Origin of the sequence: Anaerobiospirillum sp. NML120449, from assembly GCF_023051105.1 — a bacterium.
In the GTDB taxonomy this organism is placed as follows: domain Bacteria; phylum Pseudomonadota; class Gammaproteobacteria; order Enterobacterales; family Succinivibrionaceae; genus Anaerobiospirillum.
This window is the reverse complement of sequence record NZ_JALKIL010000038.1, coordinates 1-16,793: the sequence shown is the minus strand read 5'-3', so window position 1 is coordinate 16,793 and position 16,793 is coordinate 1. Positions and strand designations below refer to the sequence as shown.

Annotated in this window: 7 protein-coding genes and 1 pseudogene; 4 read left to right on the top strand and 4 right to left on the bottom strand. The window is 50.3% G+C overall.

Annotation, left to right across the window (positions count from 1 at the left end):
* The first annotated feature begins 814 nt into the window (after positions 1 to 814).
* From MXE41_RS10245 to tkt, 4 genes are all read left to right on the top strand, one after another.
* Entirely contained in the window at positions 815 to 1,735 is a 921-nt protein-coding gene (locus tag MXE41_RS10245; protein WP_246978011.1) for an NAD(P)-dependent oxidoreductase, read from the top strand.
* A 2,966-nt stretch (positions 1,736 to 4,701) separates the two neighbouring features.
* Entirely contained in the window at positions 4,702 to 5,352 is a 651-nt protein-coding gene (gene fsa, locus MXE41_RS10240) for a fructose-6-phosphate aldolase (RefSeq protein ID WP_247100420.1), read from the top strand.
* A gap of 704 nt (positions 5,353 to 6,056) precedes the next feature.
* Positions 6,057 to 8,156 carry a hypothetical protein gene (locus MXE41_RS10235; RefSeq protein ID WP_247100419.1) on the top strand — a complete coding sequence of 700 codons (2,100 nt, stop codon included), beginning with the start codon at positions 6,057 to 6,059 and terminating at the stop codon, positions 8,154 to 8,156.
* A gap of 1,261 nt (positions 8,157 to 9,417) precedes the next feature.
* Positions 9,418 to 11,415 (top strand): transketolase, encoded by a 1,998-nt coding sequence (gene tkt, locus MXE41_RS10230; RefSeq protein ID WP_247100418.1) that lies wholly within the window; start codon positions 9,418 to 9,420, stop codon positions 11,413 to 11,415.
* A 503-nt stretch (positions 11,416 to 11,918) separates the two neighbouring features.
* Here the strand turns inward: tkt and MXE41_RS10225 are convergent.
* The 4 genes and pseudogenes from MXE41_RS10225 to MXE41_RS10210 form a co-directional block, all read right to left on the bottom strand.
* Positions 11,919 to 12,905, bottom strand: a complete 987-nt coding sequence (locus MXE41_RS10225) for a flagellin (RefSeq protein ID WP_247100417.1) — start codon at positions 12,903 to 12,905, stop codon at positions 11,919 to 11,921.
* A gap of 502 nt (positions 12,906 to 13,407) precedes the next feature.
* Entirely contained in the window at positions 13,408 to 14,394 is a 987-nt protein-coding gene (locus MXE41_RS10220; RefSeq protein ID WP_247100416.1) for a flagellin, read from the bottom strand.
* 503 nt (positions 14,395 to 14,897) lie between these two features.
* Positions 14,898 to 15,884, bottom strand: coding sequence for a flagellin (locus tag MXE41_RS10215; RefSeq protein WP_247100415.1), 987 nt, complete (start codon positions 15,882 to 15,884; stop codon positions 14,898 to 14,900).
* Between the two features lie 596 nt (positions 15,885 to 16,480).
* Positions 16,481 to 16,621, bottom strand: a pseudogene (locus MXE41_RS10210) (flagellin); the annotation flags it as partial.
* Positions 16,622 to 16,793 lie beyond the last annotated feature (172 nt).

Here is a 16,793-nt window from a genome sequence, read left to right as displayed (position 1 = left end):
ACATCTTAGTGGTAATAATGCATTACAGCAGGATGCAAGGTTGCAGGGCCATAATCTGCCAGGTTTTGCAATCTGCACGGCATTGCCAGGTCGAAATCACAATGAAAATTAAGTGCGAATAAAAGCAACAGAAATCGAAAAAGCTACCGATATAAAACAGGACTAAGATACAACATATATACCTTTGCTCATATGAAAGCCCGGCCCTGCAGTGATGCATGGTACCTGACATATACCTGCAGAGTACCGGACACAAGGTGGCTTGCTCAGCATAAAAAACAGATCTGACCGTGCTGATAAGCAAGGCGCAGCCAGCCAGGCTGCAGATACTGAAGCTGAAACAGGCGGCCCATGTCATTTAGGAATCAGTAAGTTGGGCGATTTGTCCTGTTGAGATTTACCTTGGCTGAAATGCGCTGGCATTGCATTGTAGGGATGTTCAGAGCAAAGAGAAGATAAGGCTCTGTTGATATCCCAGCGGCCCTGATAGCTGAGAGCAGCAATCTCGGCCGCATATTATGGAACAGTTATTTTTCAATTTTATATTTTCCTTTTATCCCTGAGCGGCAGCATCGACTGCAGTACATTCTGCCTTACTGGTTGCCGGGCAGACAGCAGGGCAGGCAGATGCTCTTTGGTATCCGCATGCTTCAGGGCGGGCCGCCGTGACTGCAGCTGTACTGCCCAGTGCTGGCTGCTCTGGCCGTATGGCCTGCAGGGGCTGTAAAGGGATGACATTATCAGATTTATTATGGCCTGAGCCGGCTTAGCAGCTGAGCGGGGCCGCATCATTGTTATTGAGGTTCTTATTTATATGGACATTAAGAAAATCGGCTTTATCGGCTGCGGCACCATGGGCTGCGCCATGGCTGGCCATCTTATGAAGGCAGGTTACGAGCTCAATGTATATACCCGTACAAAGGGAAAGGCTCAGGAGCTGATCAACAATGGTGCTCACTGGTGCGATACTCCTTTTGAGTGTGCCCAGGACTGCGATGTGGTTATCTCCATCGTGGGCTACCCTGATGATGTTCGTCATGTCTGGCTCTCTCCTATCAACGGCGCAATCAAGGGCATGAAGAAGGGGGCTATTGGTGTGGATATGACCACTTCTATGCCTGATCTTGCTGTTGAGATTCACAACAAGGCAAAGGAACGCGGCATCCGTATGGCTGACTGCCCTGTAACCGGCGGTGACATCGGTGCCCGTAATGCCACTCTTACCATGCTCTTTGGTGGCGACCGTGATGTCTTTGACGACCTTGCTCCTGTATTAAAGGTACTGGGCCCTCGTGCCGAGTACTTCGGTCCAGCCGGTAACGGTCAGCTGACCAAGGCCTGTAACCAGATTGCTGTAGCAACCACCATGTTCTCCACCTGTGAGTCCATTGTCTTTGCACAGCGCATGGGCCTTGATGCAGCTCAGGTTATCGATACCATTTCCCAGGGCGCAGCCGGTTCTTTCTCCTTAAAGAGCTACGGACCACGTATCCTAAAGGGCGACTTCAATCCTGGCTTTAAGATCAATCACTTCATCAAGGACCTGGATATTGCTCTGCGTGTCTGCAGCCAGAAGGGTATCAGCCTGCCAGGTGTTGATCTGGCCCGCAAGTCCTTTGGCATGTTAAAGGAAATCGGTAAGGGCGAACTGGGCACCCAGGCACTCTACCTGTTCTATTCCTCTGTCATGCTGCCACACGACTCCGATGACAGCTCCAACAACGATCTCAAGTAATCTCACCAGGCAGGCTCCCGCACTCCCATCCGGCTGCCAGTCAGCCTGACTGGCTTTCAGGCCGGAAGAGCGCAGGCAGTAAGACCAGCTGTCAGCCAGCCCATCAGTCAGCCAGACCTGCTGACCTCAGGCCAGCCAGCACTAAGACCTGCAGTCATGCTATATGCCGGCTGCATGGCCACTACATTGCCGGCACATGCCTGTGTCCAGCTGTGCAGTCATATGTGCATGTGTTTAAGACTGCACCGGCAGCAGCACCTGTACTGCATTTGAAGCAGCTGCCTGGGCGCAATGCGCCTGGGCTTCAAATCCCGCTCTGTTCATGACAGCAGTTCATGGCCAGGCGGGATTTGTGCTTTATGGTCCATAAGAAGATCAGCCCGACCACCGCCTTTTAAGCCCTGCATGGGCAAATGGAAAGCATACCGCGCCAACTCTCCATGCTGGATAAGTGGACATAGAGTGTCATAGTCTGCACGCTCTGCTGCAGGCCGGATTATAAGCCGTAAGAGCATACCAGCCAGCTTTTCCTGCGCCTGAAACAGTTGCAGTAGCCACAATTACCGGTGCATAAAGGCGGTTGATAAGGTGGGCTGAGCGGTTCATTCATGGCTGGCCATGGTATGCCGGGCTCTTACCATATGCCATGGCAGTAATCAGGACAGTGAGGATATTGCAATAGCCATTGTCCTGAGATGCATGTAATACTGCGCTACAGGACGCTCCTGACCATATCTGGCTCAAGGCCTCATCTGATTGGCTTTATAGCCTGCAGCATCGGCTGGCCTATGTGCTCAAAGTGCTGCAGGGCGGGCGCCGTGAGGCCGCCTGGGGATTGCAGGTACGTCGGCCTGTCATGTTGATGGTCCGGGCGATGAAGATGGGAATTTGGTGAGTGAGCAATGTGGCCGTATGGCAAAAGATTAACGTTTAAGTTTGTCAATTTGAAGCGTTTACGGGGCTCGGGCGGGCGCTGCCATAAGATATGCACAGGGCTGACGTGCTACAGGTCATGCCTTGATATACCTTAGAAAAGGGGTGGGGGCGGAGAGCGCCGTGCCGTGCTCTGCAATTATGGGCACGTGAACGTTATTGCGATTAAATGAGATGCACTTTGGCTTGGCATGGAACCGGCATTAATATCAATAAAAGATGAAAAATAAGCCGTAATTATATGCCCTGCAGTGGTGAGTTACTAAAGGCAGTAGCACCAAAAGTACCAGAAACAGAGTGCGTGTTCGTGCACGAAATACCGAAAAGTTCGATCCTGGTCACGTATGTGAGAAGTTATTGAGGGTTTTTCTCAACAGGTGGGGTAAGATGCCAATGAAAGGTGACATCAGCTCTCATAAGCGACATTATGAGATGGCCTATGGCATAAGCCTGCAAGGACAGTATTCATGTCTGTCGGTATTGCACACTGAGGTCACCTTAAGCTGTGGTCTGGCACTTTACTGAGCTGATGCTCTGTTCTTAAATGCTGCAGAGGTGCCCATATCATTTGCCCTGTTTACCCAAATCCTCATCAGTCATCAGATCTCAGGCCTGACACAGGCCTTACCCCTGAACTGGCTTTAACCTGCCGTGCGCCGGTCCCGGACATAGCGTGGACAATCCATGGCACGGACAAACCATGGCCTGGTATTAGACCTGGACTGGATTCTGTACACAAGATTTTCCATGGACGTCTGGTGAAAGTGGCGTCCTGAAATTACAGTTCAGCCATCCAGTCACTCGAGCAGGTAAAGCGGCTGAGCCGGTCTTGATGCCAGGCCAGCCTGTAACTTGAACAGGTAAAGCGGCCGAGCCGGGCTCGATGCCTGGCCAGCAGTAATGGCACTGGAGCTGACAGTTACACCAAAGGCATCTGTCGGTATGAAGACCTCCTCGCTTTGAGTAATGCTCGTGAGGGACAGGACTGTAAGTAAGTGGCATCAAAAGAAAGATCGTGACTTTCTTTGCCAGCAGGGCTTAAGACAGCTGTGGTCTTAAAGCCCGTCCATGACAGCACGACTTCCAGCGTAGCAGAGACCGGAAGCGGTTGCTGTCATAGGTCCCGGAGAAGGTCGTCAGTCAGACTAACGGACAGACAGGCCTGCCTGTCTGTTGGCCTGCACTTTTGTCAGAAGCTGCATGTAAAACAGCGATGCAGCTGCACCTGCAGCTGCATCTGCAGCTAAATTGCTGATGCAATTGCCACTGATGCTGCAAATGCAGCTGCCCATGAGCCGTTTGGGCCATGGCATTGACAGCTGCTGATATTGCAGTTGCTGATATGGCATGGCATGTGACGGCAGGGTTGCAGGTTCTTAACAGGCCTTTGACCTGAACAGCACAAAGTGCTGACATACTGGTGTCTTGCTGAGATAACAGTGAAAGTGACACAGTCGGGTGGAAGACTGTGTTAGCCATATCAGGATCCTGCCAGGGGATACGCTTTTGACTGGCGTCTGCCTGGGAAGACTGATGGAACTGAGTTTCACATTGAGGTTTTTGCTGCCTGTTACTGCAGCTGCGTTATGCTGTGGATTTTTTGCGGCAGTAAAAGAAAGATTTGATATTGAGGACAGAAATACACGTGCAGGTGTCAGGCTGGCGGGGTGCCCGGTCTGGTCGACATTGCCAGCAGGCCCCTAAAGTTTAGTCTGTATGCTGGATAAGCTGTCTTATGATCCATGGTCTAATTGTTGCTCCGGTCATAATGAGCATTGCCTGATGATGCTGTCCTGAAAACGGACTCAGCATAATTGCACTTTGGTGCAGCTGGGAAACCGTAAGAGGCCTGCCAGCCATTTTCTGGCTTTGACCTCTGGGGCTTGTGGGCCCTGTTATTTGTTATTACGCCATCACTGCTGTGCCGGCCTGGTAATATGCATACTTACATATGTATTAATCTTCAGATGCATATTTACTGATTTACATGGGGCTGACAGGGCTGTCCTGGCCTTACACTTATGGGAGTTGTCATGCGTTTTTTCATTGATACCGCCAATGTAGAGGACATCCGCAAAGCCAATGATATGGGTGTTATCTGCGGTGTTACCACTAATCCTTCTCTGATTGCCAAGGAGGGTCGTGACTTTGCCCAGGTGATTGCTGAGATTGCCTCCATTGTTGATGGTCCTATCAGCGGTGAGGTCAAGCCAACTACTCTTGAGGCTTCCGAGATGATGAAGGAGGCCCGTGAGATTGCAGCCATTCATCCAAACATGGTGGTCAAGATTCCTATGACAGTAGAGGGCCTTAAGGCAACCAAAATGTGCAGAGCTGAGGGCATCAGGACCAATGTGACCTTAATCTTCTCTGCCAATCAGGCTCTGCTTGCTGCCCGTGCCGGTGCCACCTATGTATCTCCATTCCTTGGCCGTCTTGATGACATCTCCATGCCAGGCATTGATCTGATTCGCCAGATCTCGGACATCTTTGCTGTAGGCGAGATTGACTCAAAGATCATTGCCGCTTCCGTTCGCAACCCGATTCACATCATGGACTGCGCTCTTGCCGGCGCTGACATTGCTACTGTTCCTTATGCTGTTTTAGAGCAGATGACCAGGCATCCGCTGACCGACCAGGGCATTGCCAAATTCCAGGCAGACTACCGCAAAGTATTCGGCTGATCAGAAAAAAGCGTACTGATGTCTAAAAAGGCCGATCTTTAGATCGGCTTTTTTGGGCTTTTAGGCTAAAATCTAGGGACTTTCCTTTGCCAGGCAGTAATACAAACATTTTGGCGTAAGGCCCATGTCCCAGGACCGCTCTGCCCGTGCCCTGTTTTTACGGCAGTGCCCGGGCAGAACGGTTCGGAATTCTACCTGTAAAGTACAGTCTGAAGAGACTCAATCCCTGTTTTACTGCTATCAAGCACGTAAGGATCTGATGGCTCAGCCCTGTCAGGATCCCTTATGGTCACAAGACCGGACTGCATCTATGATGCAGGCCGGTATGACCACGCCTGTGGGATATTGATAACCATTAACAGGACAAAAGACGGGAGCTCCCAGACGGGCTTATTACACCTGCAGACTGCCTTCAGGCCGTAAGTTGCCTGCTTACCTGGTCATGATACCTGCCATGTTGCCATGGCTGGCATCTCTGGCCCGGCAGCAGAGCACAGCCATATACGGTGAGAACGGTCTGAAAGCGTAAAGCTGCTGCAGCCATGCGCGACATGGCGCTGCACACATGGCTTCTTGCGGCCTCAAAGGCCTTACAACTGTGCTTATGATGCGGCGGTCATGCAGGTGCGGGCGTCTCATGATTATCCTGACAGGAAAGGATCATATTTTTCAGAGTTCAGATTTTCAGCCCCTGGGGGAGCACCATGTCTTTTGATAAGAAGAGCATAGCCGCAGCAGGCGCTGCCGCAGCAGCACTTGTAGTTATTGCCGGCGGTCCGGCCGTAAGTATTGCCAGTTATTCCACCGTTCTTGAGAAAGCCCGTGTAGGCATTGAGCAGTACATTGTTCACAGCGGCGGTCTGGAGCCAGGCAGCATTTCTGTTGCCTTCCATGAGCCTGGCTGGGGGCTGTTCAGCCACGATGTCACCATGGTTATTACCGATGGTGAAGACAGCGTTGCTGTCCCAATGAAGATTAATGCGGGCTACGCCAGATACAATATCGAGTTCGATCTCATCAACGCCCGCATTAACAGAGAGAATGCTCTTAAGTTCTACGAGCTCGATGACATGACTGCTCTTGAGGCTTACGGTACTGTAAACCTCCTCAATGACAAGCTGACCTTTACCTCCAACGGCAGCTTTCTCAACGATGACAAGGCTTTAAGAGCTCTGGCTGACAGCCGTGCTTTTGACCGTTTCCAGAAGTTACAGGCCCAAAAGGCTCTGGAGAAGTCCAAAGCTGAGGCTCAGGCCCGCGCTGCAGCAGCCAGGGCTGCCGGTATTGTAGAGCCTGCTCCTGCCCAGGCAGCTGCTCCAGTTGCTGTTGCCCGTCCATCCACTCCAGCCGCTCCAGGCCCTGCTCCAAAAGTTTCTCCATATGCTCAGGCTCAGGCCAATGCTCAGAAGCTCAGCCAGGACGCCGCAGCTGCTGAGGCTGCAGCTACAGCTGCCCAGACTCCAGCTGATCAGAGCTCCGAGGGTACTGTAAGCATTGCTCTTGGCGGCAATGATAATGTTAAGGCTACTGTAACTGTTGACGGCCAGACCCGTGAACTGATGACCAGGACTAATGTCAAGGGCGACGTAATCGAAGTCATCATTTCTGACGACAAGAATGCCAAGGTTCAGGCTGATGCCCAGAATACCGCTGGTGCTCAGGCCGAAAGTGCTCAGACCGCTCAGGCTCAGCAGGCAGTATCTGCACCTGAAGGTGCCACTCAGAATGCTCCAGTAGCTGAGGCTGCTCAGGCCACCGATGCCACCGCTGACAATGCCCAGACAGCCCAGACCACCGATGCCGCCGCTGACAATGCTCAGACTGCACAGGCTGCTCCTGCCGCTGCTGCTGAGGCGCTTCCAGTTCACACCGGTCCTGTTATTGACTTCCAGATGGATCCTTCCTTAAGCATTGAGGAAAATGCTGCAGCCTTTGTAAACCTGCAGAACAAGGCTCTGATGGATGAGGACAAGAAGAACCACGAACTGTTAAAAGCCATGGCTGCTGAAGAGTATGCCAAGCTGGTCAAGGAAACTGGTTTTAAGAACTCAGGTTCTTTCACCTTAAGCCTCAATGCTGATACTGCAGAGAATATTCACACCAATATTTCCGTAGACAGCTTCCACCGTGACGGCTCCGGCTTTACCAACCTCAATCTTATTGGTGAGAACACCGGTATCGTCAGCGTAAGATCTCTTGGTCGTGGCGAAGCCGCCATTGGTCAGATCTACCAGGTAGAGTTCGACAAGATTTCCCGTGCCTCTGATGTAGTACTCAAGGCCAGCGGCAACCGTCCAGATGCCAAGGGCATGTTCGACCTGAACTACCTGTTCAAGACCGGCACTTACAATGAGTTCCGTGACATCAATGTCAGCGGCAAGGTAAAGGGTCTGAACCTTGATCTGTTCAACAACAAGGAAGGCAGCATCTATGCTCTGGGTGATCTCATTGAGCGCAGCGGTATGGGCATTACCTTTGACAAGGGCTCAAGCTATGTTCAGCAGATTCATTCCCGTGCCAGCAAGTGGACTCCAGTTGAGGTTCGTGACGTAACCGTTAACTTCGACGGTGAGCTCAACCTGCCAAAGGACAGCTCCAGCTTCCTCATGCCAGCACCATCCGGCAAGATCAACATCGATATGGACGTTGATGTAACCACTGTTGCTGATCCGGCCTTTATCTCTGATCCTGATGTTATCAAGAGCTACAACGTAGAGAACGGCCGTTCAACCGGTGTGCTCGAGTTCACCAAGGACGAAGAAGGCATGCTGTGGATCAAGCTCAACGGTAATCCTGTTTTCTAAAGCAAGGCAATATAAGGCAAAGCACCATGGCCCAGGGCTGACCTGAAATCAGGGGCAGCCTGTGACCAGGCGTTGCAGCCAGCTGCGCCGCAAAACAGGCGCATCTGCCATGAAGACTGCGTAATTGCCATTACTGTCGCATCTGCCTGGCCTGCATCAAAGCATGACTAAAGTCATTGCAGGCAGGCTGGCAGTGCCTGTGACAGCAAGAAGCAACAGCAAGGGAGTAAAGCCAGAGAAGGCTTGACTCCGACGGCCGCTGAACTCATGTTCAGCGGCTGTTTAGCAATATGAAAGTGCATTTTCTGCTGCATTGATGCAAATGATTTTCGTCACTGGCTGCAGCAATTGAGAATGCCCCGGCCTGGGCATACAATGGTGCCCGGACTGGCCCCTGAAATTTCCTGAACTGACTGCCAACGGCTTAAAAGCAACAAAAATGCACAGCCGCAAGGCACAACTGCACCGGTGCCCCATGTCGCTACAGCGCGCGATGCCGCGCAGCAATGCTACGCATCCCCTCATCGCCAGGCACTGACGCGAAAGACGCAACAGCGCGATGCCGCGCAGCAATGCTACGCATCCCCTCATCGCCAGGCACTGACGCAAACGACGCAACAGCGCGCGATGCCGCGCAGCAATGCTACGCATCCCCTTATCGCCAGGCACTGACGCGAACGACGCAACAACGCGCGATGCCGCGCAGCAATGATACCTGTAGCCTGGAGCGATGCCTGGCATCGCATAAAGCTTTCAGTCAGCGTAGAGCGCTGCATGGCCTCATTCTGCTGAACAGGCATACAGTCCATTGAGCAAGCGAACAGTACCCTGAGCAGGCGTAGCGTTCACTGACATTAAGTCAGGCCATTGTCTGGCACAGTTGCACAGTGCATTGAGAGATTTCAGGAAGTGTAGTTAAAAATTTTTTAAAGGAGCTGCCCCGTCCGTCTAATCAGCGGACAGGTTACTGTCGTTCCCAGTGCGGGAGCGGCAGCGACCGGGTCAGCTCCTTTTGACTGTATGGCCCTTATCAGCACAGTGCGCTCTGGTTCAAGCCCTGGCGCCGCCGGCAGCGCCGCAGCTGCAGTCTTACCCGGCTGCATTTGCAAGGCTCAGGGCAGCCACAGTCATGCCATGGTAAATGCCAGAGCAGATTATGCCTGTCAACAGCCGGTGCTGCGGCTCAGGGCTTCAGCCTGCAGGTTTAGTAGAATGAGCCTGAAACTCAGGCCAGATAATGTTGTTCATTCCAGGAGTAAACATGTCCGAATATCAGCAGTTAGCTAATGCGATCCGTGCTCTGAGCATGGACGGTGTTCAAAAGGCCAAATCTGGCCACCCAGGTGCTCCACTTGGCATGGCTGATATGGCAGAAGCCTTATGGCGTGGTTTCTTACACCACAATCCAAAGAACCCTCATTGGGCTAACCGTGACCGTTTTGTGTTATCCAACGGCCACGCCTCAATGCTTATCTACTCTTTATTACACCTCACCGGTTATGACTTAAGCATTGACGATATCAAGAACTTCCGTCAGCTCGACTCCAAGACCCCTGGTCACCCTGAATATGGTGATGTTCCAGGCGTTGAGACCACCACCGGTCCTTTAGGTCAGGGTCTTGCCAATGCCGTAGGCTTTGCCATGGCTGAGCAGATGCTGGCCGCCGAGTTCAACCGCGACGGCATGAACATCGTTGATCACTACACCTATGTGTTCATGGGCGACGGCTGCTTAATGGAGGGCATCTCCCATGAGGCCTGCTCCTTTGCCGGTACTCTGGGTCTGGGCAAATTAATCGCCCTGTATGACTCCAATGGTATTTCCATTGATGGTGAGGTTAAGAACTGGTTTGCTGACGACACTGCAAAGCGCTTTGAGTCCTACCACTGGCATGTTCAGGAAGTAGACGGCCACGATGGTGAGGCTATCCGCAAGGCTATTGAGGCTGCCAAGGCTGAGACTGCCCGTCCATCACTGATTATCTGCAATACCACCATTGGTAAGGGTTCACCTAACAAGCAGGGCAAGGAGTCTTCCCACGGTGCACCACTGGGTGATGATGAAATCGCTCTGACCCGTAAGGCTATTGGCTGGGATCACCCACCATTTGTTATTCCTGAGGACATCTACGCCAAGTGGTCTGCCGTTGAGAGCGGTGCCAGCCTCGAGCAGGAGTGGAATGACCTCTTTGCCCGTTACAAGGCTGCCTATCCTGAGATGGCCAGTGAGTTTGAGCGCCGCATGAGCGGTGAGCTGCCTTGCGATCTCAAGGAGAAGGCCATGGCATGGGCTAAGGATCTTCAGGCTAACCCGGCCTCTATCGCTACCCGTAAGGCCGGTCAGAATGCCCTCGATTTCTTTGGTGCCATTCTGCCAGAGCTGGCTGGCGGCTCTGCTGACCTGGCTCCATCCAACCTGACCATGAATAAGGCTTCCAAGTCCTTATTACCTCACGCTATTCAGGGCAACTATGTTCACTGGGGTGTGCGTGAGTTCCTCATGTGCGCAGCCATGAACGGCATGATGCTCCACGGCGGCTTCCGTCCATATGGCGGTACTTTCCTTATCTTCTCCGAGTATGCCCGCAATGCTATCCGCATGTCCGCTCTGATGAAGATCCCAACACTGTTCGTATTCACCCACGACTCTATCGGTGTTGGTGAGGACGGCCCAACCCACGAGCCTATCGAGCAGACCGCTACCTTACGTCTGGTTCCAAATCTCGACACCTGGCGCCCATGTGACCAGGTTGAGACCGCTGTTGCCTGGACTGTTATGGTTGAGCGCCGCTGCGGTCCATCCAACGTTATCCTGTCACGTCAGAACCTCGAGCAGCTGCCACGTACTGACGCTCAGATTGCTGACATTGCAAAGGGTGGTTACATTCTCAAGGACTGCGATGGCACTCCAGACCTTATCTACATTGCTACCGGTTCTGAAGTTTCTCTGGCTTTCCACGCTGCTGAGGAACTGGCCAGGGAAGGCAAGAAGGTACGCGTAGTCTCCATGCCTTGCTGCGAGGTCTTTGACCGTCAGACCCCTGAGTACCGTGAGCAGGTTCTGCCAGCTGCCGTACGCAACCGTGTTGCTGTCGAAGCCGGCTCTACCACCACCTGGTACAAGTATGTGGGTATGGACGGCAAGGTACTGGGTATTGACCACTACGGTGCCTCCGCTCCAGCTGCTGAGCTCTTCAAGCGCTACGGCTTTACCGTTGAGAACACTGTTGCCTTCGGCAAGAGCCTCCTGAACAAGTAAAATATCGCAGAGACCGGCCATACAGTGGCCGCCTCTGCACGCGCAGCGTTTGCGCTGCATGCCCCAAAGGCCCCGGACCTGCTGACGCTGGACTGGGGCCTTTGTCATTATGCCCCGAAAAAAGATCAGCAAAATTCAAACACCAGAATAATACCAGAACCGCTCCTGCCACCCTTTTCACAAAAACAACCGCCGCTCCAGCAGCTGCAGGCAGCCAGCACAAACAGTTGCACAAAATAAGAAAAATAAAACTCAAAGGCACTGACAACACACAACCATGCCATAGTAAAAAATGACAGTTTTCAGGCTGTTCGGAGTGATTTATGACCGTTGTAGGGAGGATTTGAAAGGATTATCAGCAAAAATGGCAATTCAAAGGAAAATTGAAAGCCATCATGAAAGAATGAAATCGCGGCTTTTAGAAAGCATTAATATAAATCCAATAAAAAAGGCGGGTTGCAGCCCGCCTTAAATTAAAGAAAGAGAGAATAAAGGAAATCTAATTAGCCCTGACCTAAGAGGTTAATGGCAATAGTAGGGCGCTGGTTGGCCTGTGCCAGAACGGTCTGGGAAGCCTGCTGAATGATGTTATTCTGGGTCAGCGCTGCAGTCTCTGCTGCGAAATCTGTGTCACGAATTCTTGAGCGGGCATCAGCCTCATTTTCAGAAATGGAAGCCTGGTTACGAATAGTGCTCTCCATTCTATTTTGTAAAGCACCGAGTCCGGCACGCTTTGAATCAACGGCCTGAATTACCTTATCAATATTAGCCAGAGTGTTGGTGGCTAAAGAGGCTGTGGAAATGGTCCAGCGAATCTGTGATTTATTGTTGCCGTCATAAACAATGCCTTGCTTGCCAGCATCCTGAGTTGCTGTCTGCTTAGCCTCATTCAGACCTGCCATCTTAGCAAGACCTGACATAGTAAAAGGATCTTTCCAGTCGAGCTGTAAGGTATCATAGGCATTAGCTCCTACCTGGAAAGTGATGGTGCCGCCTTTGTTTGCAGCGACACTTGGAATAAGGCTGTTAGAGTTCTTAAGCCAGGCACTGCCATTTGTAGTGTCTTTTGGGCCATTGAGAACAGTGGCACCTGCAAAGGTGGTCTGACGGGCGATACGGTTAATTTCTTCGGAGAGCTGAGTTACCTCTTCCTGGAGAGCCTTGCGGTCTGCAGTGGAGTTGGTACCGTTTGCGGCCTGAACTGCGAGCACACGGATGCGCTGCAGCATGTTGGTGGTTTCGTCCAGGGCACCTTCGATGGTCTGGGCCAGGGCAATACCGTCATTGGTGTTGCGGTTACCCTGGTTAAGGCCATTAATCTGGGAAGTCAGTCGATCGGAGATTTGCAGACCGGCTGCGTCGTCTTTGGCAGAATTGATTCTAAGACCTGAGCTCAGTCTCTGGTACGAGGTATTTAAGGCGAGAGTACTGTTTGCAAGTTTGCGTTGAGCATTGATCGAACTGACATTGGTGTTTACGTAAAGTGCCATAGTGATTCTCTCTTCGTTTTATAACGCAGGTTCTGGTGAACCTGCGGAAGACAGTTTAGTTTCAGTCTTAATAAGGTGATACCTGCAATAGAGCATGGGACGTGCCAGGTAGAGCCGGGAATCAGCTAAAAGGGCTTATAAATAAGCCCTGTGCAGATAAATAAAGCATTATGCCGGGAAGAGCTCCATTACATTTTGTGATTTAGCTAACTAAAACACCCAGGAAAGTGTCAAATTTACTTGAACCTGGGGAAGGCAAAAATGGAGAAACTGCCAAAAATTAAACAAAAATGACACAAAACAGCTGAAAACCATCAGAAAATGCAAAATTGAGCCATATTTCTCCGGATTTTGGGCACTCACATAGCTGATTACCTGGCCATAAAAATTACTCGCTAAGAGGACAGATCTGCCATTAACCCAGTAAAGGCAATATACAAAACAAAAAAGGCGGGTTGCAGCCCGCCTTGAATGAAAGAAAGAGAGAATAAAGGAAATCTAATTAGCCCTGACCTAAGAGGTTAATGGCAATAGTAGGGCGCTGGTTGGCCTGTGCCAGAACGGTCTGGGAAGCCTGCTGAATGATGTTATTCTGGGTCAGCGCTGCAGTCTCAGCTGCGAAATCTGTGTCACGAATTCTGCTGCGGGCATCAGCCTCATTTTCAGAAATGGAAGCCTGATTACGGATAGTACTCTCCATTCTGTTCTGTAAAGCGCCAAGTCCGGCACGCTTTGAGTCAACGGCCTGAATTACCTTATCAATATTAGCAAGAGTATTGGTGGCTAAGGCAGCTGTAGAAATAGTCCAGCGAACTTCAGATTTTGCATTGTTATCATAGACAATACCTTCGTTGCCTGCACCTTGGGCTTTGGTTTCCTTAGCTGCGCCAAGTCCGGCCATTTTAGCTAATCCTGACATTGTGAAAGGATCTTTCCACTCGAGCTGTAAGGTATCATAGGCATTAGCGCCTACCTGGAACGTAATAGTGCCGCCTTTATTACCTGCTACGCTTGGGATAAGGCTGTTAGAGTTCTTAAGCCAGGCATCGTTACCTGTAGTAAGTTTAGGACCATTGAGTACTGTAGCACCTGCAAAGGTGGTCTGACGGGCGATACGGTTAATTTCCTGAGAGAGCTGGGTAACTTCTTCCTGGAGAGCTTTGCGGTCGGATTCAGAGTTGGTACCGTTTGCGGCCTGAACTGCGAGCACACGGATGCGCTGCAGCATGTTAGTAGTTTCGTCCAGGGCACCTTCGATGGTCTGGGCCAGGGCAATACCGTCATTGGTGTTGCGGTTACCCTGGTTGAGGCCGTTAATCTGGGAAGTCAGTCGATCGGAGATCTGGAGACCGGCTGCGTCGTCTTTGGCAGAATTGATTCTAAGACCTGAGCTCAGTCTCTGGTATGAGGTATTTAAGGCGAGAGTACTGTTTGCAAGTTTGCGTTGAGCATTGATCGAACTGACATTGGTGTTTACGTAAAGTGCCATAGTAATTCTCTCTTCGTTTTATAACGCAGGTTCTGGTGAACCTGCGGAAGACAGTTTAGTTTCAGTCTTAATAAGGTGATACCTGTAATAGAGCATGGGACGTGCCAGGTGGCGCCGGGGCTTAGCTAAAATGGCTTATAAATAGGCCATGTGCAGATAATTAAAGCATTATGCCAGTAAGAACAGCATTACATTTTGTGATTTAGCTAACTAAAACCATCAGGGAAGTGTCAAATTTACTTGTACCTGGGGATGGCAAAAATGGATAAACTGTCCAAAATTAAACGAAAACGACAGAAAACAGCCGAAAATCATCATAAAACGCAAAAATGAGCCGAATTTCTCCAGATTTTGGGAACTCATATAGCTGATCACCTGGCCATAGAAAATACTCGCTGAGAGTACAGATCTGCCATTAACCCAGTAAAGGCAATGTACAAAACAAAAAAGGCGGGTTGCAGCCCGCCTTGAATTAAAGAAAGAGAGAATAAAGGAAATCGATATTAGCCTTGACCCAAGAGGTTAATGGCAATAGTAGGGCGCTGGTTGGCCTGTGCCAGAACGGTCTGGGAAGCCTGCTGAATGATGTTATTCTGGGTCAGCGCTGCAGTCTCAGCTGCGAAATCTGTGTCACGAATTCTTGAGCGGGCATCAGCCTCATTTTCAGAAATGGAGGCCTGATTACGGATAGTACTCTCCATTCTGTTCTGTAAAGCGCCAAGTGCAGCACGTTTGGAATCTACAGCCTGAATGACCTTATCAATGTTAGCCAGAGTATTGGTGGCTAATGATGCTGTTGAAATTGTCCAGCGAATCTGTGACTTGTTATTTTGATCGTAAACAATGCCTTGCTTGCCTGCATTCTGATTTCCGGTTTTGTCTGCAGCATTAAGTCCAGCCATCTTGGCAAGGCCTGACAGGGTAAAAGGATCTTTCCAGTCAAGTTTCAGAGTGTCGTAAGCATTAGCGCCTACCTGGAATGTGATAGTTCCACCAACATTATTTGCTACGCTTGGGATAAGGCTGTTTGTGTTCTTAAGCCAGGCATCCTGGGCTGTAGTATTCTTTGGGCCATTGAGAATAGTTGCGCCGGCGAAAGTAGTCTGACGGGCAATACGGTTAATTTCTTCGGAGAGCTGAGTTACCTCTTCCTGGAGAGCCTTGCGGTCTGCAGTGGAGTTGGTGCCGTTTGCTGCCTGGACTGCCAGCACACGGATGCGCTGCAGCATGTTAGTGGTTTCATCCAGGGCACCTTCGATGGTCTGGGCCAGGGCAATACCGTCGTTGGTGTTACGGTTACCCTGGTTAAGACCGTTAATCTGAGAGGTCAGACGGTCGGAGATCTGAAGACCGGCTGCGTCATCTTTGGCAGAGTTAATTCTAAGACCAGAGCTCAGGCGCTGATAGGAAGTATTCAGGGCAAGAGTGCTGTTAGCCAGTTTGCGTTGGGCATTGATCGAACTGACATTTGTATTTACATAAAGTGCCATGACGATTCTCTCTTTGTTTTATAACGCAGGTCCTTTCGAGCATGCGAAAACATTTAGTTTCAGTTTAATAATGTTATAGCGGATATAGAGCATGTGGTGTGCCAGGTCGTGCCAGGAGCAATATAAAACGTCTTGTAAATAAGCTGCACTAAGATAAATAACAGAGGACTACCAAACCATGACTCGTAACTGGTCGTGATTTGTCTAACTAAAACAATCAGTGAAGTGTCAAATTTCCACGAGGAAATAAAAACAGCCTGGAAAGAAATTAACCGAAATGGCAGAAATTTGCAGAAAAATCCCAAATATGGCTGAATATTTCAAATTTTTGGCATTTACGGACAGTTTTTGCCTGACAGGTGCAAAGGAACAGACAATAGCTTCATAAATGTTTAGAAATCGTAATTAATTTGCAGGGGAGCTCTACTGTTATGAGCAGGGGACAGCAGGGCATCATGGCGCGGTAGCATGGCAGAAAGGGACAAAATCCGTAAGTAGTCCACATGGCAGGGGTGAATGCTGGGCACAAACAAAAAAGGCGGGTAAAGCCCGCCAGATAATAATTAAGAGAGAAGAATATGTAGCTGGTAAGTCTATTACTGTCCTAAAAGGCTCAGAGCGATAGTAGGACGCTGATTTGCCTGGGCCAGAATAGTCTGAGAAGCCTGCTGAATAATATTGTTCTGGGTAAGAGCTGCAGTCTCTGAGGCGAAGTCCGTGTCACGAATCATAGCCCGGCATTTAAGGATCGCCTTCTAGACATATATTTTTTTTATCGATACGTTGTATCTATGATGCAATTAAAAAAATATTGATAATACTTTTCAACTGTCAAGTATCTATCTGAAAATTGACTATAAATAGAAATATATACATACATGGATAAAATTTGGCAAAAAAAATGCTGTA

Coding starts and splice junctions, on each gene's coding strand:
- MXE41_RS10215 (WP_247100415.1), bottom strand. CDS start 15,884: ATGGCACTTTATGTAAATACAAATGTCAGTTCGATCAATGCCCAACGC.
- MXE41_RS10245 (WP_246978011.1), top strand. CDS start 815: ATGGACATTAAGAAAATCGGCTTTATCGGCTGCGGCACCATGGGCTGC.
- MXE41_RS10220 (WP_247100416.1), bottom strand. CDS start 14,394: ATGGCACTTTACGTAAACACCAATGTCAGTTCGATCAATGCTCAACGC.
- MXE41_RS10225 (WP_247100417.1), bottom strand. CDS start 12,905: ATGGCACTTTACGTAAACACCAATGTCAGTTCGATCAATGCTCAACGC.
- fsa (WP_247100420.1), top strand. CDS start 4,702: ATGCGTTTTTTCATTGATACCGCCAATGTAGAGGACATCCGCAAAGCC.
- tkt (WP_247100418.1), top strand. CDS start 9,418: ATGTCCGAATATCAGCAGTTAGCTAATGCGATCCGTGCTCTGAGCATG.
- MXE41_RS10235 (WP_247100419.1), top strand. CDS start 6,057: ATGTCTTTTGATAAGAAGAGCATAGCCGCAGCAGGCGCTGCCGCAGCA.